This window comes from Herminiimonas fonticola, assembly GCF_003293745.1.
Taxonomy (GTDB): Bacteria; Pseudomonadota; Gammaproteobacteria; order Burkholderiales; family Burkholderiaceae_D; genus Oxalicibacterium; species Oxalicibacterium fonticola.
In genome coordinates this window covers 829,701-850,892 of the sequence record NZ_PTLZ01000001.1, presented here as the reverse complement: position 1 = coordinate 850,892, position 21,192 = coordinate 829,701, and the positions used below count along the sequence as shown (strand labels likewise).

The following is a 21,192-nucleotide window of genomic DNA, read 5'->3' as shown; positions in this document are numbered from 1 at the left end:
ATTCAACTTAATCTGCCCACACAACCCAGCCGTAATGCGCACTCAGCAAAACGAACAGGCCGAACACGATGCGGTAGTATGCAAAGTAAGTGAAATCATGCGTGCTGATATAACGCAGCAACCAGCGCATGCACAGGAAGGCAGAAACAAAAGCTGCAAAGCCACCCAAACCAAACAGCGGGATATCAGCCATCGACAGCAAGGCACGATCTTTGTAGACGGAATAAACCGTCGCACCCATCAAGGTTGGAATCGCCAGAAAGAATGAAAACTCTGTCGCTGCCTTGCGCGACAAGCCAAAGAACATGCCGCCTATGATGCTGGCGCCCGAACGACTGGTACCCGGGATCAAGGCAAACGCCTGTGCACATCCAACCTTGAATGCATCCAGCAAACTCATATCGTCCACCGTTTGCACACGTTCCGCGACTGCGCTATTTCGATTGCGACGTTCTATCCACAGAATAATGAAGCCGCCAATAATAAATGCCATCGCGACCGGCACCGGTGCGAACAATTTTTCCTTGATCGCCTTGGCGAATACCAGGCCCAACAGTGCAGCCGGTAAAAATGCCACGACAATATTCAATGTAAATTTCTGCGAGCGGCGATCGCTAGAAAGTCCGCTTAATACTGCAGCGATCCTGACGCGATATTCCCAACACACAGCCAGCATGGCGCCGGTTTGAATCGCGATCTCAAACACCTTGACCTTGGGTCCGGTGAAATCCAGCAAACTGCCGGCGAGTATCAAATGTCCAGTGGATGAAATAGGCAGGAATTCCGTCAAACCTTCGACGATGCCCATGATGATGGCTTTGAGCGCGAGAACTGGATCCATGGAATATATAAACTAGAAAAGGGTAATAAAAAACCCGCCGGTTATGACGCCGTACGGGTTACAACGTAGTCGACAGTTCTATCGGTTCTGGTGCATCTGCATAGCGGCCCTAAAACTCGCGCGCACCTTGCGGCGATTACTTCAAGCAGCATTTTGCAAGGATCAAAGGTTACCACGACGAGGCTCGTTGCTGTTTCGATTTTGCCGGAACTGGCAGCTACTTCCGCAGTGAAATCCAATCGTATGCATGCGACATTGTTACGACTTAAGCAGCGGTTAATCGTTCCAAAGTCATCAAATAAATCATCGCATCATTGCGCGTCGCGCCGCACATTTCCAGTTGTGGCCGCAAACTGCTGCAGACTGCCGGACGTTCCGGTTGGCCGAATATGCGGCAACGATAATCGTCCGCCAATTGCACGCAACGAACGCCCGCCGGCTTGCCATGCGGCATACCGGGAATCGCCGATGAAATCGACGGCGCAGTGCAACAAGCACCGCAATCTGAGCGGCAATTCAAGTCAGACATGCTTTAACTGAGCTTTCGATCGGCATTGATCATTAGTTATCCATCCTGCAATTCGTTCAACATATCAAGGAACTGTAGCGCGGTTTGCCACGTACTTCCGTCAAAGGCGCGATTTTACAGGTGATTGCACCGCACAGCGCTTGACGCTGCGCAGGTGGACGCTTACATTACGAAAGCCGCAAAACTACGTTTTTGCCGGCAAATCAAACAGATTCGCGTCGTGACATCACCCTCCCCGGAATGGTTTTTGCCCGATTCAGCCCGGCTGTGCTTTTGCGCGGCACAGTGCCTATCATTTGATAAAATGCTGGTTTTCTTATTTAGCTACCTAGAGTCGACAAAATGAACATTGAAAAAGCCCGTTTCCTCATGATCGAGCAGCAAATTCGCCCTTGGGATGTGCTCGATCTGGACGTCCTCGAATTGCTGGTCATCGTGAAGCGTGAAGCATTTGTACCGCTCGCCTACCGCGCGCTGGCCTTTGCCGATAGCGAAATCCCGCTGCCGCACGGCGAAAACATGCTGACACCAAAACTGGAAGCGCGCATTTTGCAGGAACTGGCTGTCAAGAAGCATGAAAACGTTTTGGAGATCGGCGCCGGCTCCGGCTATATGGCAGCACTGCTGGCTTACAAGGCACGTCACGTCACGACCGTCGAGATCGAGCCTGAACTGAAAGCACTGGCAGAAAAAAATCTGGCCGACTACGGCGTCAGCAACGTCGACGTCGTACAAGGCGATGCAGCACAAGGCTTTAATGGCGCAAATCAAGCCAACTCGCCTTACGACGTCATCGTCGTATCGGGCTCCCTGCCTGTTGTGCCTGACGCATTGCTGGCACAGATCAAAGTCGGCGGTCGCATGTTCGTCATCACCGGCAATTCACCGGTCATGACTGCACAAATCATCACCCGCACATCCGACATCAGCTACAGCACGGTCAACCTGTTTGAAACGATAGTCAAACCATTGCGTAATGCAGTGGCACCATCGCACTTCAAATTCTAAGGAAATCATGCAACACTTGACCGCACCCGAACTGGCAACGCTGCTTGCAGAATCCCCAGGTAAAATGCCCGTTCTGCTGGACGTGCGTGAACCTTGGGAATATCAGACTTGCCAGATCAACGGTTCGGTCTCTATGCCGATGAATACGATTCCTGCCCAGCTGGAACAGTTAGACAGGAACGCCGCCATCGTTTGCATTTGCCATCACGGCGCACGTAGTATGCGCGTCGCCAGTTTTTTGGAAAGCAATGGTTTCGGCCAGGTGACGAATTTGACCGGTGGCATCCACGCTTGGGCGCAGCAAGTCGATCCCGCGATGCCGACTTATTAATTTCCCAGTATTCTCCACTCGCACCAACCTCCAGAACCATAGACTTCATCTGCCCGGGAATGCAATGCGCAATGCCAAGCTAGTCACGTTGATCACCGGTGCTTTTCTAACGCTGCAAGTACATGCAGTAAACCTGCTGCAGGTTTATCAGGATGCCCTTGCCAACGACGCGGTTTATGCCAGTGCACGTGCCAATCTGAGCGCGGGACAGGAAGCTTCGGTACAAGGGCGCGCCAATCTATTGCCTCTGATAGGTTTGAGCGGCTCGAAGCAAAAAATCACGCGCGAAGATCTTCCGGATACGACCTCGCATGGCTACACGCTGTCCTTGTCACAACCATTGTTCGACATCGCGGCATGGCAAACCTACGAACAAAGCAAGTTATCAGTTGCCGCCAGTGAAGCCGCATTTGCAAGCGTGCAGCAGGATTTGATTCTGCGCGTGGCGCAAGCCTACTTCGATGTATTGACAGCGCAAGATGCGCTGACTGCATTACAGGCGCAAAAAGTCGCGATCAGTGAACAACTGGCATCGGCCAAACGTAATTTTGAAGTCGGCACCGCAACCATCACCGATACGCATGAAGCGCAATCGCGTTACGACTTGGTCGTCGCACAGGAATTTGCCGCGCAAAATGATATCGACATCAAGCGCACCGCTCTGCAGCAAATCATAGGCAAGCCGCCTGAGAATCTGGCGATCTTGCGTAAAGACGTTGATTTGAAACAGCCGGAGCCGGCACAGATCGCACCATGGGTCAGTAGCGCAGAAGAACAGAATTACGATGTCATCAGCAAACAGCTCGCGCTGGAAATCGCCAAGCGTGACATCACGCGCAATCGCGCCGGACATTATCCAACCGTCGATCTGGTGGCAAGTCGCAGCAATACCAATCAGCGCAATACCGTGCTTGGACAAACCAGCACCGGCACCACCAATACGGTCGGCGTGCAATGGGCGATTCCACTTTTCAGCGGCTTCGCAGTGACCAGTCAGGTGCGGCAATCGATCGCACTGGAAGACAAGGCCCGCTCCGATCTGGAATCGTCACGCCGTACCGCCGCACTAAATGCACGACAATCGTATCTCGGTGTAAATAGTGGATTGGCGCAGGTGAAGGCCTTGAAAGCCGCCGAGATATCGAGTCTGTCATCGCTGGAATCGAATCGCCTCGGCTATCAAGTCGGCGTACGCATCAACATCGATGTGTTGAATGCGCAGCAACAGTTGTATCAGACGCAGCGCGATCTGGCGAAAACACGTTATGACACCGTCATGAACAGCCTGCGCCTCAAATCTGCTGCCGGCAGTTTGCAGGAAAAAGATCTGGTGCAGATCAACACGATATTGGTGGAACCAGCGCAGCCTTGATTTTTTCTTCAGAGTTGACGGCAGAAAAATACGACTTCAGCATTTCAATGCGAGTACTGCCGCAAGCGCTGCATAAAAAAGCTTTAGTTCAAAAGCTACCTTCAAAGTCTGGCTTCAAACTCCCTGCTCTTTCTTTATCCTCAAGGCCGGCGCATAGCGCAAACTATCCAGACAGGTATCGATCAATGGTTCAGCCACTGCAGCCAAGTCAAAGCTGCTTGGTGAAAACAACCAATTGCTGAGCAAGCCAACTACATGACTATGCAAGGTAATCGCTGCGAGTCGAGTATCAAGATCTTCAGGCAACTGCCTAAGATGAATCGCCTCAGTCAGAATGCGCTCCATATTCGCCAGGCCATCCAGATAGCATTGGTGCTGACGCATCCAGATTGGCTCGTTACGATCAACCAGTTCGCACTTCAGAAAAATAATATCCAGAATCCGGCGTGAGCGAATATTGCTGCTTGCGTCCCGCAACAGATAAATCCATGAGTTGCGCAGATGCCCTAAAGGATCACCGGCAAATTTTTCTGTCGGAATCGCCAACAAGGTTTCCATAGGCAAGCGTACGCGCTCGCACATCGCATCGAACAAATCACTTTTGTTCTTGAAGTGCCAGTAAATTGCGCCGCGCGTCACATCTGCAGCGACTGCAACATCAGCCAATGAAGTCTGCGCCAAACCACGCGTAAAAAATACTTCTTCTGCAGCATCAAGGATGCGGCTGCGGGTTTCCTGCGCCTCTTCTTTCGTCGAGCGAGCCATAAAATCATCGTCCTGTAACAATTTTCGAATATTTAGATATGCTAAGAGCTTAGTTGCCCCACATACATACATTCGCGAATGTATGTATAATACCTCACCCGCAGCATCAGCATCAAACAAAAGCGCAAGAGTAGCCATTCAACAACGAATGCTTTTGCGCTTTCGGCGTCACTTTTTTTTGCATTAGCTTTTTTGATTATCGGACTGTCGATTTTTTTGGCAGCGCATTCACTCACCGTGCGAGATGTATATGAGTTCACTCCCCCGTTTGACCACCCTTGGCGCCGCCATCTTTGTTTTATTTGCAGTCACCGCTTGCGGCAAGTCCGATACACAATCATCCGCACCTCCCCCTACTGAAGTATCTGTCGTTACCGTCAAACCGGGATCATTGAGCGTAACAAATGAATTACCGGGTCGTCTTGAGTCGACCCGCATTGCAGAAATCCGCGCGCGCGTACCAGGCGTTGTATTGAAACGTACTTTCCGTGAGGGCAGCGATGTCAAAGCCGGCGCTACTTTATTCCTGATCGACCCAGCTCAATTCAAAGCGACCTATAACAGCGCCAATGCTGCGGTTGCACGCGCAGAAGCGACCTTGTTGCAAGCGGAATTGAAAGAAAAACGTTACAAGCCGCTGGTCGCAACCAATGCAATCAGCAAACAGGAATACGACGATGTCACTGCGACGTTGAAACAAGCCGAGGCAGATCTGGCCTCAAGCAAAGCTGCACGTGAAACCGCACGCCTGTCACTCGATTATGCAACCGTGACATCGCCAATCTCCGGCCGCATCGGTCGCGCACTCGTCACTGAAGGTGCACTGGTCGGTCAGAACGAAGCCACGCCGCTGGCAACCGTGCAACAGATCGATCCTATCTACGTCAACATGACGCAGTCCAGCACTGAAATCCTTCAACTGCAACGTGCCATGGCCAATGGCAAATTGAAGAGCGCAGGCAAGGGGCAAGTCAAAGTGACGCTGATCACCGAAGATGGCCAGGAATATGCACAGCCGGGAAAACTGCTGTTCTCCGATCTGACCGTTGATGAAAGTTCGGGCGCAGTCACCTTGCGCGCAGAGTTCCCAAATCCTGATCGTCAATTATTGCCAGGCATGTACGTACGTGCCCGCGTTGAACAAGCTATCAATGAAAACGCGATCACCGTACCGCAACAAGCAATCACACGCACACCGGATGGTTCGGCAGTGATGGTGGTCAGCGCAGAAAACAAAGTTGTTTCGCGTTCAGTTAAAACCGGCGCTGCCAGCGGCGATTCATGGGTCATCAATGACGGCTTGAAAGAAGGCGATCAAGTCATCGTCGAAGGTCTGCAAAAAGTCCAGCCAGGTGCAACAGTCAAGGCGGTGCAATGGAAAAAAGCCGCGCCAGCTGATGCTACCGCTCCCGCAGCAGATGCAGCCAAACCAGTTGCAGCAGCATCCGCACCTGCAGCCAAGACCGCAGAACAACCGAAGTCGAAGTAAGGGAGCACCGTAATGGGTAAATTTTTTATTGACCGCCCGGTTTTTGCCTGGGTACTAGCCATCTTCATCATGCTGGCCGGTGCCTTGGCGATTACCAGTTTGCCGGTCGCGCAATATCCGAATATCGCCCCACCGACAATTGTCGTTACCGCGAACTATCCGGGTGCTACCGCACAAACGCTGGACGATAGTGTTACCAGTTTGATCGAACAGGAAATGAACGGTGCCGATGGTTTGCAATACATCGAATCGCAAAGCCAGGCCAATGGCCAGGTTCAAATCACTGTTACGTTTTCACCAGAAACCAATCCGGATTTGGCCGCAGTTGACGTTTCCAACCGCTTGAAGCGCGTGGAATCACGCTTGCCTGCAGCAGTCACACAGCAAGGCGTGCAAGTTACCAAATCCCGCAGCAACTTCCTGATGTTCATCGGCCTGTCCTCGTCCGATGGCAGACTCGACCCTGTCGCACTGGGCGATTATTTATCACGCAACGTACTCAATGAAATCAAGCGGGTACCAGGTGTCGGTCAGGCACAGTTGTTCGGTACCGAACGCGCGATGCGTATCTGGGTTGATCCGAATAAACTGGTCGGCTTGAATCTGACACCGGCTGACATCACCAGTGCCATCCGCGCGCAAAATGCACTGGTTGCCGGCGGCACGCTCGGCGATTTGCCTAGCCCGGTTTCGCAACAGATCACCGCAACCATCGTCGTGAACGGCCAAATGAGCAGCCCGGATGAATTCGGCAAGATCATTTTGCGGGCAAACAAGGATGGTTCGTCCGTGCGTCTGCGCGATGTCGCCCGCATCGAAGTCGGTGGTCAATCGTATGCAACCGCCGGTCGTCTCGATGGCAAGCCAACGTCTTTCATTGGTGTGCAATTGTCACCCACTGCGAACGCGCTGGGTACGGCAACGGCCGTCCACAAAAAAATGGAAGATCTGTCCAAGTACTTCCCGGCTGGCGTGACATACACGGTACCTTATGACACGTCCAAGTTCGTTCAGATATCGATCGAGGAAGTCGTCAAAACCCTGATCGAAGCGATTATCCTGGTATTCCTGGTGATGTATCTGTTCTTGCAGAACATCCGCTACACCCTGATCCCAACCATCGTCGTGCCGGTTGCGCTGATGGGCACGTTTGCCACCTTGCTGGTGTTCGGCTTCTCGATCAACGTGCTGACGATGTTCGGTATGGTGCTGGCGATCGGTATCCTCGTCGATGATGCGATCGTGGTGGTGGAAAACGTCGAACGCATCATGAGCGAAGAAGGTTTGTCGCCGCGCGATGCAACCCGCAAGGCGATGGGCCAGATTACCGGCGCACTGATAGGTATCACGCTGGTGCTGATTGCGGTATTCATTCCGATGGCATTCTTCGGCGGTGCGGTTGGCGCGATTTATCGCCAGTTCTCGATCTCGATGGTGGCATCGATGGTGTTCTCGGTGTTGATGGCTTTCACGCTGACACCCGCACTCTGCGCGACCATTTTGAAACCGGTTGAAGCTGGCCATCATCACGAAAAACGCGGTTTCTTTGGCTGGTTCAATCGTGTCTTCCACAAGACCTCTGTGCGCTACCAGAGTTTTATCGGCAAGATGCTGACTAAAACCATGCGTTACATGATTGTGTACGGACTCATCGTCGCTTGCGTCGGCTTGCTGTATGTGCGCTTGCCGGCATCCTTTCTGCCGAGTGAAGATCAGGGTTACATCATCACCAACGTTCAGTTGCCGTCAGGTGCCAGCACCGGCCGCACGCTGGAAGTGCTGAAAGAAATCGAAGCGTATTACATGAAGCAACCCGCGGTCGAGCACGTGATCTCGATCTCCGGCTTCAGCTTCTCCGGCAATGGACAAAATGCCGGACTGGTGTTTACACCGTTCAAGGACTGGAGCGAACGCGGCAAGGAAGATAGCGCCGATGCGATTGCAGGTCGTGCCTTCGGTGCACTCTCAAGCATCAAGGATGCCATCGTATTTCCGTTGAATCCGCCGCCGATTCGCGAACTGGGTAACGCCACGGGCTTTACCTTCCGTCTGCAAGATCGTGCCGGTCTCGGCCATGACGCATTGGTCGCGGCACGTAACCAGATGCTCGGCATGGCAGCGCAAAGCAAAATCCTCGCAGGCGTCCGTCCTGAAGGCCTGGAAGATGCACCGCAGCTGCAACTCGACATCAACCGCGACAAGGCAAATGCATTGGGCGTGACATTCGAAAGCATCAACAGCGTCATGTCGACATTGTTGGGCTCGTCTTACGTCAATGACTTCCCGAACCTGGGACGTCAACAACGTGTGATCGTGCAAGCCGATGCGCCACGCCGCTTGCAACCGGAAGATCTGGACAAGTTGTATGCACGTAGCGCGACTGGTGCAATGGTTCCGTTCTCGTCATTCACAACGTCGAAGTGGATCAGTGGTCCAGTACAGTTAATTCGTTACAACGGCTATCCGGCGATGAAAATTTCCGGCGGTGCAAAACCTGGTTACAGCACAGGTGACGCCATGGCGGAAATGCAGGCATTGGTAGAAAAACTGCCCGTCGGTTTCGGCTTTGAATGGACCGGCCAGTCACTGGAAGAAAAAACATCGGGATCGCAAGCGCCAGCCTTGTATGCACTGTCGCTGATCGCCGTATTCCTGGTGCTGGCTGCTCTGTATGAAAGCACGTCGATTCCATTATCAGTAATGCTGGTGGTGCCGCTGGGCATTCTGGGTGCGCTGCTCGGCGTCACCTTGCGTGGCATGCCGAATGACGTGTACTTCAAAGTGGGGATGATCGCCGTGGTCGGTCTGTCTGCGAAGAACGCGATTCTGATTATCGAGTTTGCGAAAGACTTGCAGGCACAAGGCAAAGGATTGATAGAAGCAACACTGGAAGCAGTCCATCTGCGCTTCCGCCCTATCATCATGACCTCGCTGGCGTTCATCCTCGGCGTGCTGCCGCTGGTAATCGCTTCTGGTGCCGGTTCGGCCAGCCAACGCGCAATCGGTACCGGCGTGATGGGCGGCATGATCACGGCAACGGTGCTGGCGGTGTTCCTGGTCCCGGTATTTTTTGTGGTGGTGCGCACCTTCTTCAAGGATAGCGAACGTCAACGTCGCAAGTATGCGGCGAACAAGCCACGTGATGAGGATGAAGAATTATGATCAAACAACTTACATTGACCGTACTCGCAGCAAGCGTGTTGAGCGCTTGCTCGATGGCACCCAAGTACACACGTCCTGATGTACCTGTCGCGGAAAATTACGAAACGTCATCGGCGAACGCCAGCAATGCACAACGTGCATCTGACATGGGCTGGCGCGCACTGTTCAACGATCAACGCCTGCAAGCCTTGATCAGCACCGCGCTGGTGAACAACCGTGACCTTCGCGTCGCCGCATTGCGCATCGAAGAAGCGCGCTCGCTGTACAACATTCAGTCCGCCGATCTCTTGCCGAATCTGAATGGTGTTGCGACCGGCGCGCGCGCCCGAACACCGGCGTCACTGACTACCAGCAATAGCAGCGTCGTCACCAGTAATTATCAGGTCGGCCTGAGTCTCGCATCGTTCGAACTGGATTTCTTCGGTCGTGTACGCAGCCTGAACGATGCCGCACTGGCAACCTATCTGTCGACGGAAGAAGCCCAGCGTTCTGCACACATCACGCTGGTTTCGGAAGTCGCCAAAGCCTATCTGGCAGAACGCGCATTTGCAGAACAACAGGAACTGGCACAGCAGACTTATGAGAGCCGCGCAGCTGCGTACAACTTGTCCAAGCAACGTTTCGAAGTCGGCGCATCATCCGCACTGGATTTGCGCCAGGATGAAGCGCTGACGCAAAATGCGAAAGTTGCCGAATTGACGCTACGACGTCAACGCGCACAGGCCATGAATGCATTAACGCTGCTGGTCGGTCAGCCACTGACTGATTTGCCGCCGGCACAACCATTGTCGGCACAAACCATACGTACCGACTTGTTTATCGGCATGCCTTCCGATCTGCTGGAACAACGTCCCGACATACGCAGCGCGGAGCAAACCCTGTTGGCGGCCAATGCCAATATCGGCGCGGCACGTGCAGCGTTCTTCCCGCGTATTTCACTGACGGCGGGCGTCGGTACCGCGAGCAACGAACTGTCCGGCTTGTTTGAAAGCGGTTCGCGTGCCTGGTCGTTTGCGCCGCAATTGGTACTGCCTATTTTTGAAGGCGGCCGCAACATTGCCAATCTCAATCTGACAGAAGTACGCAAGAACATCGCGGTTGCCAGTTACGAGAAAAGCATACAGGTAGCATTCCGCGAAGTTGCAGATGCCCTGGTTGCACGTGATTTGCTCGACGAACAAATCGAAGCGCAACGGCTGGCAACAGTCGCTCAGGAAGAACGCCTGAAACTGGCCGATCAACGCTTCCAGAACGGTATTTCGAGTTCGCTCGACGTGCTGGATGCACAGCGTGAATTGTTCTCGGCTCAGCTGACACTGGTGCAAGCACGCTTGCTGCGTTTGACGAATGCGGTTGATCTGTATCGTTCACTCGGTGGTGGTTTGCAGGAAACGACGGTGGCTACGGCACCCGCCAAGTAAGCATCAAGAAACACAGCAACAATTAAAAAGGGGAGCCCGTATAAACGGGCTCCCCTTTTCTTTTTTCTGCACGCATCAATGACGTTTACGTGAGCCTCATTCTTGAATGCTAGGCTGCAGCGGACGATTTGTTGTTTGAGGCCGTTTTCGGGAAATTGATCGTCAACTGGATTTGTTCCGCCAGAGTTCTGGCCAAAGGCTCAAACACGGCACGCCGCTGCTCGGTCATCTGATCGCCAGGCTGGCCATGCACCAGGCAGGTGACATTACATTTGCCAGAGATACAGGCACTCAACATGATTTGTCCCAACCGTCCCAGTTCACTATGATGCAGCACGTATTCGTAAGCAGTGGCCGAGATCGGTTTGCGCTGCGCGGTGATATTCAGGGGTAATTGAAATGACATTGTATGGACTCCGTTTCGCACATCATTTTGCGATATTTACGGAGCTTTTCGTATCCCATCTATATGGGAGTTGAGCTCATTTCAAATGGAATCACTTGAACCTCCCGCATCATTCTGCACTCAGAAGAACATGCAATTCACATCCAAGAGCAAATCATGTACAAGAAATTTCTGTTCCTGCCTTTAATATCGGCATGTGCATTCAATGCACACGCGCTTGAAAACAATATGCGCCCCGGGCTGTGGGAAATCACCACCACCTCCGGTTTGCTGACTTTGGCCGAACAGATTCCACCGGACCAGATGCAAAATCTGGCCAAGCTAGCCAAACAATATGGTTTTGATATGCCAGCGATAAAGAATGGCGCGGCCAGCTCCAAAGCTTGCATCACCAGGGAAATGGCAGAGCAGAAAATCCCTCCTTATCTTCATGATCGCCAATCAGGTTGCGAAGCAAGAAATGCCATGCGCGTTGAAAATCGTTACAGCGCCGACCTTGTCTGCGCCAGTGATCAAATCAATGGCCAGGGCAAAACGGAAGCAATATTAACGACGCCCGAGAGTTTTACCGGACAAACTCAGTTCAAAGGTTCGGTAAGAGGTGTTGCCGTCGATGAACGTGCCAATTCCAGCGGTCGTTGGATATCTGACAACTGCGGCACTGCGAGTATGCGATAAGTATTATGCAAGAGGAAACGTATCCCTCGTGCTCTGATACAAGTCGTAACAATCCTTACGATTCCAGTCTAGTTCTTGATCCGACACTGGTATTTAATAGAGTCATCAATCAAGGAGATGAACCATGAATAAATCCATGACTATTTCAGCAGGCGTTCTGGCAGCAGCCGTACTGATGTTTTCAGCAGCACCTGCAATGGCACGTGTTGACGTCGGCGTGAATATTGGCATTCCTGGTCCAGTGTATTACGCTCCGGAACCTGTATATGTACAGCCGCAACCTGTCTACGTTCAGCCGCGCCCTGTCTATTACGCTCCACAGCCTTATTACGGTGATCGCCACTACCATAAACATCATCGCCATTATCGCCACGACAATGATCGCGATGGCGTTCCTGATCGCTACGATCGTCGCCCGAATAATCCATATCGTTACTAATTCTCGTAACGATCAGCTTGCGGCAATATTCTTTAACAGGAATCTTGCCGCAAAATCGTAGCTATTCATTTTTTCCGGCAATACAGGATCGTCGATAGCGACGAAGCCATGACGTGCCCAGAAGTCGTGTGAATTATTGACAGCGGTTAAAGACATCGTACTCAAACCGTGAGCCTGCGCGGCAGTCAATAGATTAGCCAAAAGTTGCTCTACTGCCCCTAGCCCGCGCGCAGCGGGCAATAGCGCAACATCATGAATGTAGTAGGTGGAAGGACAAGTCGGCAGTGCTTGCAATAGTGAGTTCAATGCTGGTGCTTGTCTATCCAGCCACGGATGGCTGATCGCATACCCAACTGCATTGCAATTCACTTCCAGTATCAGGCAACCGTTTGGATAAAGTGCCAGACGTTCGGTATAAATCTGCTCGTCTTCTGGATAAGTGGGATGAAGCCGGGCTGCAATCGCTATGACCGTTGCCAGATCATCTTCCCGCATGCTGCGCCAGCAGAATTGCTGATTGCTGGTATCACGACTCTGCATGATTTCCCGTACCGATTTATTCGTTGTAATTATTCGCTATATGGTCCACAGCAAGCGCAAGGGCCATGCCCGTGTTGCACGCGACGAAAATCCACAGGCTGCGCATTCTCTTCAGCATCTGCAGCCGACAAAACACGCTTGTATTGAAGCGTCTCTTCGATATCTACCTGAACATCCGTTTGAACCTGTTCGGACGATGGCTTAGTTTGCTCAATATTTTCTGTGTTCATCATGGTTTCATTTGCTTGTGTAAATATTGGTGCAGCTTATTTGATCAGCGGCATTAACAATGCCATGGTACGCGCAGTCGCACCACCATGCTGTTGTGCAAAATGCCGCGCATTTTCGCCCATCGTTGCACGTGCTTCTGCATCATCCAGCAAGCGTATCGCCTGCTGCCACATCTCCGCTGCATTGGTCACACGTTGCGCACCACCGGCCGCGATTGCATTTTCAGCGGCATCTGCGAAGTTGAAGGTATGAGGCCCCACCAACACCGGTTTTCCGACCGCGCTGGCTTCAATCAGATTGTGTCCGCCCAGCGCTATTAAACTGCCGCCAACAAATGCGACGTCGCAGGCGGCATAGTAGGCGAACATTTCACCCATACTGTCACCCAGGAAAACGCGTACGTCGCTACCGATTTCCGTATCGTCACTCGTCGAACGGCGTACCAATGACAAAGATCGTGCGCTGATCATTTGCGCGACGTCGTTGAATCGTTGCGGATGACGCGGCACCAGCATCAATAAAATGTCCGGACGATTCTGCTGCAACAAGGCATCCAGAATCAGCACTTCTTCACCATCACGTGTATTGGCGCAGACGAGAACTGGACGCGAGCCAAGCCGCTGGCGCAAGATCGCGCCACGCTGCAGCATTTCCGGTGGCGGCGTCACATCGAACTTGATGCTGCCGGTGACGTGTACCGCAGGTGCGCCCAGCTGGCGTATGCGCACCGCATCGCCTTCCGTTTGCGCAGCGACGCAAGACATCGCAGCTGCAGCTTCGACAAACAAACCCGGCAAGCGCAAGGCCTTGTTCAAGGAACGCTCGGATAAACGCGCGTTCACCAAAGCGACCGGCACATCATATTTGACGCATTGAGCCATCACATTTGGCCAGACTTCGGTTTCCATCAAAACGCACAGCTTGGGTTTGAAGTGACGCAAGAAATGCCCGACCATCCAGCCCGTGTCATACGGCAGATAACTCTGTACCACGCGCGCCTGCTTTCCAAACAGGTCTTTGCCGGTGGCACGACCAGTCGGTGTCATGTGCGTCAACAACAAGGTATGCGCGGGATACGCGGCAAGCAGAGCATCGATCAAAGGTTGCGCGGCGCGTGTTTCACCTACCGATACCGCATGCACCCACAGCACAGGCGATGTGCGATCACGGGCAACGCTGCCATAAAACCCCAGACGCTCCGCTATGTGCTGCCGGTAGCCCGCTTCTTTACGACCGCGCACGAAGAGTCGCAACAACACCAGCGGCAACGCAAACCACCACGCAATGGAGTAAATCAGGCGCATGAGACTGCTCCGTGCTGAGTACGCGCGCTGGCCGTTGTAGTGTACGAAAAATGGGAGAGTAATTGCATGAGCCGTATTATGCCGCTTCGGCTCGGCCGCTGCCTAATTGCAGTGAAATTGTGACGCTGTGGGGAAGTTAGAAAAACCGCAACCGGCATTGCACCGATTGCGGCCATAAGGATATCAGTACGGCATCACCGCATCCGCTTTGGCTGCAGTAATGACGCGTTTGAATTCCGCCTGGATATGCTGCAATGCCTGTTTCGATTCTGCCTCGAAGCGCATTACGATCACCGGCGTGGTATTCGATGAACGCGCCAAGCCGAAACCGTCAGGATACTCAACGCGCAAACCGTCGATGGTGATGATCTGATCTGAACCCGGAAACTGCGCTTCGCGTTGCAACTTGGCGATCAGCGGAAAGCTTTCGCCCTCCTTCAATTTCAATTGCAGTTCAGGCGTACTGACCGATTGCGGCAAGGCATTCAATACGGCAGAAGGATCTTGCTCGCGACTTAAAAGCTCCAGCATGCGCGCACCGGCATACATGCCGTCGTCAAAACCGTACCATCTATCCTTGAAGAAAATGTGGCCGCTCATCTCGCCACCCAAGGGTGCACCGGTTTCACGCATTTTTGCCTTGACCAGCGAATGGCCGGTTTTCCACATCAGCGGCTTGCCGTCACGCTCGGTAATCCAAGGTGCAAGGTGGCGCGTGCATTTGACGTCATACAGAATCTGCTCGCCAGGATGACGCGTCAACACATCCTGTGCAAACAACATCAGTTGTCTATCCGGATAAATGATCTGGCCATCTTTGGTAACCAGGCCAAGTCTATCGCCGTCACCGTCGAATGCCAGGCCGATTTCAGCATCCGTTTCTTGCAGGCAGCGGATTAAATCCTGCAGGTTTTCCGGATGCGCTGGGTCAGGATGGTGGTTAGGAAAAGTACCATCGACTTCGCAAAACAGTTCTATCACTTCGCAACCCAGCGCACGATACAAGTCGCCGGCAAATGCGCCTGCTACTCCGTTACCGCAATCAATCGCAATCTTCATCGGACGCGCCAGTTTGACGTCGCCACTGATGCGCTGTTGATAGGCCGCAGCAATATCGTAAGTGCGATAGCCGCCAGCACCGTCAGTAAAATTCTTGTCGACGATCGCCTGATACAAAGCCTGGATCGTATCGCCATAAATCGCTTCGCCCGCCAAGACCATCTTGAAACCGTTGTAATCAGGTGGATTATGACTGCCTGTGACCATGATGCCGGACTGCGCATCCAGTACATGTGTACCGAGATAGAGCATAGGCGTGGCGACCACACCAAGGTCGACAACATCGACACCCGCCGCTTGCAAACCTTCCGCCAGCGCAGCCGCCAACTCGGGACCGGACAAACGTCCATCTCGGCCAATCACAACTACCTGCTCACCTTTGGCACGTACTGCGCTACCGAAAGCACGACCGATGCTGCGCGCCACATCCGCATCCAGCGTCGTATCGATGATGCCGCGAATGTCGTAAGCCTTGAAAATACTTTGCGAGAGAGTCAGCATGTTGAGGCTTATCCTTAAATATAGTGTTAATGCGAAAGTGGGAATCCGAGCGAAGGCCGACCATCACCGACCGCAAGCAGCAGCCGATATGATAACCCGCATGCTCGACAGAGGCGGAGTTGACGCGAGTTCGACAAGCTAGATGTCTTCAAGTTTCAATTTTCTTCAAGCATCAGCCCGCCAGCAGCAGCCATCAGCGAAGTTGAACCTGCATCCATAATTCCGGTATGCTGAGTCCCGACGCCGAGCTCGCTGTGCACGAGAAAATACCGCTGACCTTGGCATAGCTATTCGTTCAATTTGCAAACATCTACTCTGCCACTTATTCCTTCATGACTACTTACGCCATTGGCGATCTGCAAGGTTGCCACACGCAACTAATCGCATTGCTGGAAAAAATCGATGCAATCACGCCCAACGCGCAGCTCGTTTTCGTCGGGGATATCGTCAATCGAGGCCCAAAATCTCTGGCGACTCTGCGACAAATTTATGCGTTAAGAAAACGTGCACGCATCGTGCTGGGCAATCATGATTTGAATTTACTGGCGGTCGCTTGCGGACTGCGCAAGCCACACAACTCAGATACGCTGGATGACGTTCTGGCAGCCGACGACAGGGAAGAATTGCTGACCTGGTTACGTCATCAACCGCTCGCGATCGAAGACAACGGCTATCTATACGTGCACGCAGGCGTACTGCCGCAATGGAGCGCACAACAAACCTTAGCCTTGTCGCGCGAGGTAGAAGCTGTACTGCAAGGCGATGACTGGCCAGAGTTTTTGAAAAAAATGTATGGCAATGAACCGGCATTGTGGGATGACAAACTGCAAGGCGCTGACCGCTTGCGCTGCATCGTCAATGCCTTGACCCGCATTCGTTTTTGCACACCGGATGGCAGCATGAATCTTAAAGCGATAGAAGGCGCGGATCATGCGCCAGAAGGTTTGCTACCGTGGTTCGACTTACCGAATCGAAAAACAGAAGACTGTACTGTCGTGTTCGGTCATTGGTCTACTTTAGGCTTGCTGGTACGTCTCAATGTATTGGGACTGGATACCGGCTGCGTGTGGGGTGGGAAATTGACTGCTATCAACCTGCAGGATAGGTCGACCATACAAGTCGATTGCCCGCAGCATCAAAAGCCTGGCAAGAAAAACTAGGCAGCCTGTTCAGCACTTTCTGTATAACCGAGCGTCTGTGCAATCGTTGCACGCGTCTGTTGTGCCAGTTCCCGTCTATGTGCTCCGGACGTTGTCATGCTCGGCAGCATGATCAATTGCGCAGTCATTTTGCGCGTCTTCATTATCAGCAACATGCTGTCGACAAAAGTCATGTCGCCAATGAAATCAGCGGCGCGATGCAATTCGCCTTGTTCGTCGATATAGCGAATTGCATATGGCTGCACCGGCACCCGCGCTTCGATCGCCGCTTCAAACAGATTCGGATGAAATGGCAATACTGCGCCCTGCGCTGCCGTTGTACCTTCGGGGAAAAAAGCGATGCGTTCGCCGGCTTCTATGCTGCTTACCAGACCTTCATAGACGCGGCGCACTTCGCGCTGCTTGCCACGTGCGATAAAGATCGTGCCGCCTTGCGCGCACAACCAGCCCAATGCAGGCCAGCTGCGTATATCAGCCTTGGCTACAAAGCGGCACGGGTTTTGCGAATTGATGACAAAAATATCCAGCCATGACACATGATTGGCAACGATCAGTGCCCGCTGTACTGGTGCAGCACCGGCTTGCACTTGCAACTCCACCTTGATGTGCAGAATAGCCAGTAATGCACTCGACCATTTCTTGATGCAGCGGTTGCGACTTGCGGAATTAATCCATGGAAAAATCACTGCAGCCGTCAACAAACCCTGCAGCAAATGCAGCATCACGCGCAAAAACGACACGGCGATCATGCACTCACCTGCAAGGATTCGAGAACAGCTGCATCATGAAGAAACACAGGGGCTAAAGAAGGATTAACGCTGGAATGCGATATGACCCGCAACGATAGTGGTCTTCACTTGGCCGCTCAATTCATAGCCTAGGAAAGGTGTGTGCTTGCCTTGGCTCGCCAATGCTTTTGCCGCAACCGTCCAACGCACTGCCGGATCGAACAGGCAAATATCCGCAACGCTACCGACTGCCAACTGGCCTGACGGCAAACCAACAATCCGCGCTGCATCGGCAGTGATTTTTGTAATGGCTTGCACCAATGGTTGCTTGTTCTGATCGACGCAATCTTCTGCCCATTTCAAAGCCAGCGACAGCAGCAACTCCAGACCGGTTGCACCAGGCGATGCTTCGCCGAAAGGCAGTAACTTCTCATCGTCATCCACCGGTGTGTGATCCGAGCAAATTGCGTCAATAGTGCCGTCCAGCAGGCCACGACAGATTGCATCGCGATCACGCTGGCTACGTAATGGTGGCGTCAGGCGCGCATTCGAATCGAAGAAGCCGATATCGTTTTCAGTCAAATGAATATGGTGCGCACCGACGTCACAGCTAATCGGCAAGCCTTCTTTCTTCGCTGCGCGTACCAACTCCAGACCTGCGCCAGTCGACATGCGACACAGATGCACGCGTGCACCGGTGACGCGTACCAATTCCAGTATCGTATGCAAGGCAATGGTTTCTGCCATGACAGGCACGCCTGATAAGCCTAGGCGCGACGCCACAGGCCCGCTATGCGCAACGCCATTACGACCCAGATGTGGATCTTGCGGACGCAGCCAGACTGTGTAGTCAAATGTTTTCGCATACTGCATCGCGCGCAATAAAACTGTGGTGTCGAGGATAGGGTGATCAGCCTGCGAAAAACCTATGCAACCGGCGTCGGTCAACTCGGCCATTTCGGTCAGAGCTTCACCTTTCAAACTCATCGTCAATGCACCTAGCGGATAGACGTTGGCCTGATTCAAGGACTTAGCTCTATGCTTGAGCATCTCGACCAGGCCAGGTTCGTCCAATACCGGATCTGTATCCGGCGGGCAGACCAGACTGGTGACACCACCCTGCATTGCCGCCTGCATTTCCGATTCCAGCGTCGCCTTGTATTCATATCCTGGCTCGCGCAAGCGCGCGCTTAGATCAACGAAGCCGGGTGAGACAACCAGACCGCTGGCGTCTATCACCTTGGCGGCGACAAAACCTTCCGGTGCTTGTCCTATGCCGGCAATTTTTCCTGCCGCGATATAGATGTCTTGTTTTGCATCGATACCATTCGCTGGATCGATCAGATGGCCATTCTTGATGTGGATTTTCATCTCTTAATTTCCCGCCAAAATACTCATCACTGCCATCCGCACCGCAATGCCGAATGTCACTTGCGGCAGAATTACTGCCTGCTTGCCATCGGCCACTGCCGATTCGATTTCCACGCCGCGATTCATCGGGCCTGGATGCATGACGATGGCGTCTGGCTTAGCCAGCGCGAGACGCTCGGTCGTCAAACCGTAGCTCTTGAAAAATTCTTGTGCCGAAGGCAAGAGCGCGCCGCTCATGCGCTCATTCTGCAAACGCAGCATGATGATGACGTCGACGTCTTTCAAACCTTTGTTGATGTCAGTGAAGACACGCACACCCATTTGCTCCAAGCCGCTAGGTAACAAAGTGCGTGGGCCGATCGCACGTACTTCCGGCACGCCCAGTGTCGTCAATGCATGAATATCGGAGCGCGCCACGCGGCTGTGCAAAATGTCGCCGACGATGGCAACCGTCAGATTCGTGAAATCTTTCTTGTAGTGACGGATCGTGTACATATCCAGCAAACCCTGCGTGGGGTGTGCATGACGGCCATCACCTGCATTGACGACGTGCACGTGCGATTGCCCGGTGTCGCTCAAATGCTTGGAGATCAGATATGGTGCGCCGGATTCTGCATGACGCACAACGAACATGTCGGCGTGCATTGCAGACAGGTTGTCTATCGTATCGAGCAGTGATTCGCCCTTGCTGGAGCTGGACGCAGCGATGTTCAGATTGATGACATCCGCCGACAAACGCTTGGATGCGATCTCGAATGTAGTGCGAGTACGAGTCGAATTTTCAAAGAACAGATTGAACACGCTCTTGCCGCGCATCAGCGGCACTTTTTTTACTTCCCTATCACCAATACTGACAAATGATGATGCCGTATCGAGGATGTGAATGATGTTTGACTTTGGCAGTCCTTCTATCGTGAGCAAATGTTGCAGCTCACCGTTTTTATTCAGTTGCGGATTATGCATGATCCACCGTCAGGGAAAAGCGGCCGTCATCGGCCCGTTGAAGTACCAGCGATTGCTGATCTGGAATGGAAATAGTTTGTGCCACAAAATCGGCGGCAATCGGTAATTCGCGACCGCCGCGATCGGCCAGCGCGGCCAACATGATGCGAGCCGGACGACCGTAGTCGAATAATTCATTGATCGCTGCGCGCGTGGTGCGACCAGTGTATAACACGTCGTCCACCAGCAAGATGGTTGCGCCATCTACATCGAATGGGATTTGCGTTGGTTTGACATCGGGCCGCAAACCTTTTTCCGCAAAATCATCGCGATAAAAAGACACGTCGATAAAACCCAGACGTTCATTCAATTGCAAATCGGCGGCGAGACGTTCTGCCAGCCATGCGCCACCGGAATAAATGCCGACGATGGCGACGTTCTCGGCTTTTGCGAGGCCGATTTTTACTTGTTTCGCCAGCACTTGATACAAGGCTTCAGCGTCTAACTCAGGATTCGGATTCGGTATGGTCATCGAAGTATTGTTGCAAGATGATTGCAGCTGCCTGATCGTCGATCAGATCGCCGCGTTGATGAGAAATCACTGCGGATGAATAACGCTCATCCACCAGCACCGTTGCCACGTCAAAACGTCCATGCAATTGATTCGCGAAGCGGCGGCAGCGCACAGTCATTTCATGCTCTGCTCCGTCAGGATGGCGCGGCAAGCCGACAATGCACAAACCGGGCTGCCATTGGCTGATCAGCTCGGCAATCGCTGCGAATTTTGCTTCATTGGTAGCGGCGCTGATAATCGTCAGCGGCTGCGCCTGCTTTATTAATGTATTGCCTACTGCAACGCCTATGCGCTTCAAGCCGAAGTCAAAACCAAGTACGGTTTCCACTAGCGCACAATTC

The 21,192-nt window shown here is 52.9% G+C and carries 22 protein-coding genes; 9 read left to right on the top strand and 13 right to left on the bottom strand.

Features of this window, described 5'->3' with window-relative positions; genetic code table 11:
- Positions 1 to 7 precede the first annotated feature (7 nt).
- Together Hfont_RS04245 and Hfont_RS04240 are read right to left on the bottom strand one after the other, a co-directional pair.
- On the bottom strand, positions 8 to 841 hold the full coding sequence (locus Hfont_RS04245; protein ID WP_112990950.1) for an undecaprenyl-diphosphate phosphatase: 834 nt from the start codon (positions 839 to 841) through the stop codon (positions 8 to 10).
- Between the two features lie 265 nt (positions 842 to 1,106).
- Complete coding sequence (locus Hfont_RS04240; protein ID WP_112990949.1) at positions 1,107 to 1,370, bottom strand: YkgJ family cysteine cluster protein; 264 nt, start codon at positions 1,368 to 1,370, stop codon at positions 1,107 to 1,109.
- Positions 1,371 to 1,712: 342 nt separating this feature from the next.
- On the opposite strand from Hfont_RS04240, the gene Hfont_RS04235 reads away from it, so the two are divergent.
- The 3 genes from Hfont_RS04235 to Hfont_RS04225 all read left to right on the top strand — a co-directional run bounded on the left by Hfont_RS04235 (position 1,713) and on the right by Hfont_RS04225 (position 4,081).
- Positions 1,713 to 2,378: a protein-L-isoaspartate O-methyltransferase family protein gene (locus Hfont_RS04235; RefSeq protein ID WP_112990948.1), complete on the top strand. Its 666-nt coding sequence runs from the start codon at positions 1,713 to 1,715 to the stop codon at positions 2,376 to 2,378.
- 7 nt (positions 2,379 to 2,385) lie between these two features.
- Positions 2,386 to 2,709, top strand: a complete 324-nt coding sequence (locus Hfont_RS04230) for a rhodanese-like domain-containing protein (protein ID WP_112990947.1) — start codon at positions 2,386 to 2,388, stop codon at positions 2,707 to 2,709.
- 64 nt (positions 2,710 to 2,773) lie between these two features.
- Positions 2,774 to 4,081 (top strand): TolC family outer membrane protein, encoded by a 1,308-nt coding sequence (locus Hfont_RS04225; protein ID WP_112990946.1) that lies wholly within the window; start codon positions 2,774 to 2,776, stop codon positions 4,079 to 4,081.
- 114 nt (positions 4,082 to 4,195) lie between these two features.
- Here Hfont_RS04225 and Hfont_RS04220 read toward each other — a convergent pair whose 3' ends face one another.
- Entirely contained in the window at positions 4,196 to 4,846 is a 651-nt protein-coding gene (locus Hfont_RS04220; RefSeq protein WP_112990945.1) for a TetR family transcriptional regulator, read from the bottom strand.
- Positions 4,847 to 5,096: 250 nt separating this feature from the next.
- Here Hfont_RS04220 and Hfont_RS04215 point away from each other — a divergent pair, with 250 nt between their 5' ends.
- The 3 genes from Hfont_RS04215 to Hfont_RS04205 are packed head-to-tail and all read left to right on the top strand — an operon-like array spanning position 5,097 to position 10,918.
- A complete protein-coding gene (locus tag Hfont_RS04215; protein WP_112990944.1) occupies positions 5,097 to 6,335 on the top strand; it encodes an efflux RND transporter periplasmic adaptor subunit in 1,239 nt (412 codons plus the stop codon).
- Positions 6,336 to 6,347: 12 nt separating this feature from the next.
- Positions 6,348 to 9,497, top strand: coding sequence for an efflux RND transporter permease subunit (locus Hfont_RS04210; protein WP_112990943.1), 3,150 nt, complete (start codon positions 6,348 to 6,350; stop codon positions 9,495 to 9,497).
- Positions 9,494 to 10,918 (top strand): efflux transporter outer membrane subunit, encoded by a 1,425-nt coding sequence (locus tag Hfont_RS04205; RefSeq protein ID WP_112990942.1) that lies wholly within the window; start codon positions 9,494 to 9,496, stop codon positions 10,916 to 10,918. Before Hfont_RS04210 ends, Hfont_RS04205 begins: the two co-directional genes overlap by 4 nt.
- Before the next feature lie 109 nt (positions 10,919 to 11,027).
- Here Hfont_RS04205 and Hfont_RS04200 read toward each other — a convergent pair whose 3' ends face one another.
- The gene (locus Hfont_RS04200; protein ID WP_112990941.1) at positions 11,028 to 11,324 is read right to left on the bottom strand and encodes a hypothetical protein; all 297 of its coding nucleotides are present in this window, start codon (positions 11,322 to 11,324) and stop codon (positions 11,028 to 11,030) included.
- Between the two features lie 156 nt (positions 11,325 to 11,480).
- On the opposite strand from Hfont_RS04200, the gene Hfont_RS04195 reads away from it, so the two are divergent.
- Together Hfont_RS04195 and Hfont_RS04190 are read left to right on the top strand one after the other, a co-directional pair.
- Positions 11,481 to 12,002: a DUF3617 domain-containing protein gene (locus tag Hfont_RS04195; RefSeq protein WP_112990940.1), complete on the top strand. Its 522-nt coding sequence runs from the start codon at positions 11,481 to 11,483 to the stop codon at positions 12,000 to 12,002.
- Between the two features lie 124 nt (positions 12,003 to 12,126).
- On the top strand, positions 12,127 to 12,441 hold the full coding sequence (locus tag Hfont_RS04190) for a hypothetical protein (RefSeq protein WP_112990939.1): 315 nt from the start codon (positions 12,127 to 12,129) through the stop codon (positions 12,439 to 12,441).
- A 12-nt stretch (positions 12,442 to 12,453) separates the two neighbouring features.
- Here the strand turns inward: Hfont_RS04190 and Hfont_RS04185 are convergent, their stop codons facing one another.
- The 4 genes from Hfont_RS04185 to Hfont_RS04170 all read right to left on the bottom strand — a co-directional run bounded on the left by Hfont_RS04185 (position 12,454) and on the right by Hfont_RS04170 (position 16,076).
- Positions 12,454 to 12,981 (bottom strand): GNAT family N-acetyltransferase, encoded by a 528-nt coding sequence (locus Hfont_RS04185; RefSeq protein ID WP_112990938.1) that lies wholly within the window; start codon positions 12,979 to 12,981, stop codon positions 12,454 to 12,456.
- 29 nt (positions 12,982 to 13,010) lie between these two features.
- Positions 13,011 to 13,214 carry a hypothetical protein gene (locus Hfont_RS04180; protein ID WP_133467266.1) on the bottom strand — a complete coding sequence of 68 codons (204 nt, stop codon included), beginning with the start codon at positions 13,212 to 13,214 and terminating at the stop codon, positions 13,011 to 13,013.
- A gap of 33 nt (positions 13,215 to 13,247) precedes the next feature.
- Positions 13,248 to 14,516 carry a lipid IV(A) 3-deoxy-D-manno-octulosonic acid transferase gene (gene waaA / locus Hfont_RS04175; RefSeq protein WP_112990936.1) on the bottom strand — a complete coding sequence of 423 codons (1,269 nt, stop codon included), beginning with the start codon at positions 14,514 to 14,516 and terminating at the stop codon, positions 13,248 to 13,250.
- A gap of 183 nt (positions 14,517 to 14,699) precedes the next feature.
- On the bottom strand, positions 14,700 to 16,076 hold the full coding sequence (locus Hfont_RS04170) for a phosphomannomutase/phosphoglucomutase (RefSeq protein WP_112990935.1): 1,377 nt from the start codon (positions 16,074 to 16,076) through the stop codon (positions 14,700 to 14,702).
- Positions 16,077 to 16,408: 332 nt separating this feature from the next.
- On the opposite strand from Hfont_RS04170, the gene Hfont_RS04165 reads away from it, so the two are divergent.
- On the top strand, positions 16,409 to 17,236 hold the full coding sequence (locus Hfont_RS04165; protein ID WP_112990934.1) for a symmetrical bis(5'-nucleosyl)-tetraphosphatase: 828 nt from the start codon (positions 16,409 to 16,411) through the stop codon (positions 17,234 to 17,236).
- Here the strand turns inward: Hfont_RS04165 and Hfont_RS04160 are convergent.
- The 5 genes from Hfont_RS04160 to ruvX all read right to left on the bottom strand — a co-directional run bounded on the left by Hfont_RS04160 (position 17,233) and on the right by ruvX (position 21,179).
- Positions 17,233 to 17,985, bottom strand: coding sequence for a lysophospholipid acyltransferase family protein (locus tag Hfont_RS04160; RefSeq protein WP_112990933.1), 753 nt, complete (start codon positions 17,983 to 17,985; stop codon positions 17,233 to 17,235). The two genes, Hfont_RS04165 and Hfont_RS04160, sit on opposite strands and share 4 nt — an antisense overlap.
- Positions 17,986 to 18,048: 63 nt before the next feature.
- On the bottom strand, positions 18,049 to 19,335 hold the full coding sequence (locus tag Hfont_RS04155; protein ID WP_112990932.1) for a dihydroorotase: 1,287 nt from the start codon (positions 19,333 to 19,335) through the stop codon (positions 18,049 to 18,051).
- Between the two features lie 3 nt (positions 19,336 to 19,338).
- The gene (locus Hfont_RS04150) at positions 19,339 to 20,298 is read right to left on the bottom strand and encodes an aspartate carbamoyltransferase catalytic subunit (RefSeq protein WP_112990931.1); all 960 of its coding nucleotides are present in this window, start codon (positions 20,296 to 20,298) and stop codon (positions 19,339 to 19,341) included.
- Complete coding sequence (pyrR, locus tag Hfont_RS04145) at positions 20,291 to 20,809, bottom strand: bifunctional pyr operon transcriptional regulator/uracil phosphoribosyltransferase PyrR (protein ID WP_112990930.1); 519 nt, start codon at positions 20,807 to 20,809, stop codon at positions 20,291 to 20,293. Before pyrR ends, Hfont_RS04150 begins: the two co-directional genes overlap by 8 nt.
- On the bottom strand, positions 20,784 to 21,179 hold the full coding sequence (gene ruvX, locus Hfont_RS04140; protein ID WP_112990929.1) for a Holliday junction resolvase RuvX: 396 nt from the start codon (positions 21,177 to 21,179) through the stop codon (positions 20,784 to 20,786). Before ruvX ends, pyrR begins: the two co-directional genes overlap by 26 nt.
- Positions 21,180 to 21,192: the final 13 nt, after the last annotated feature.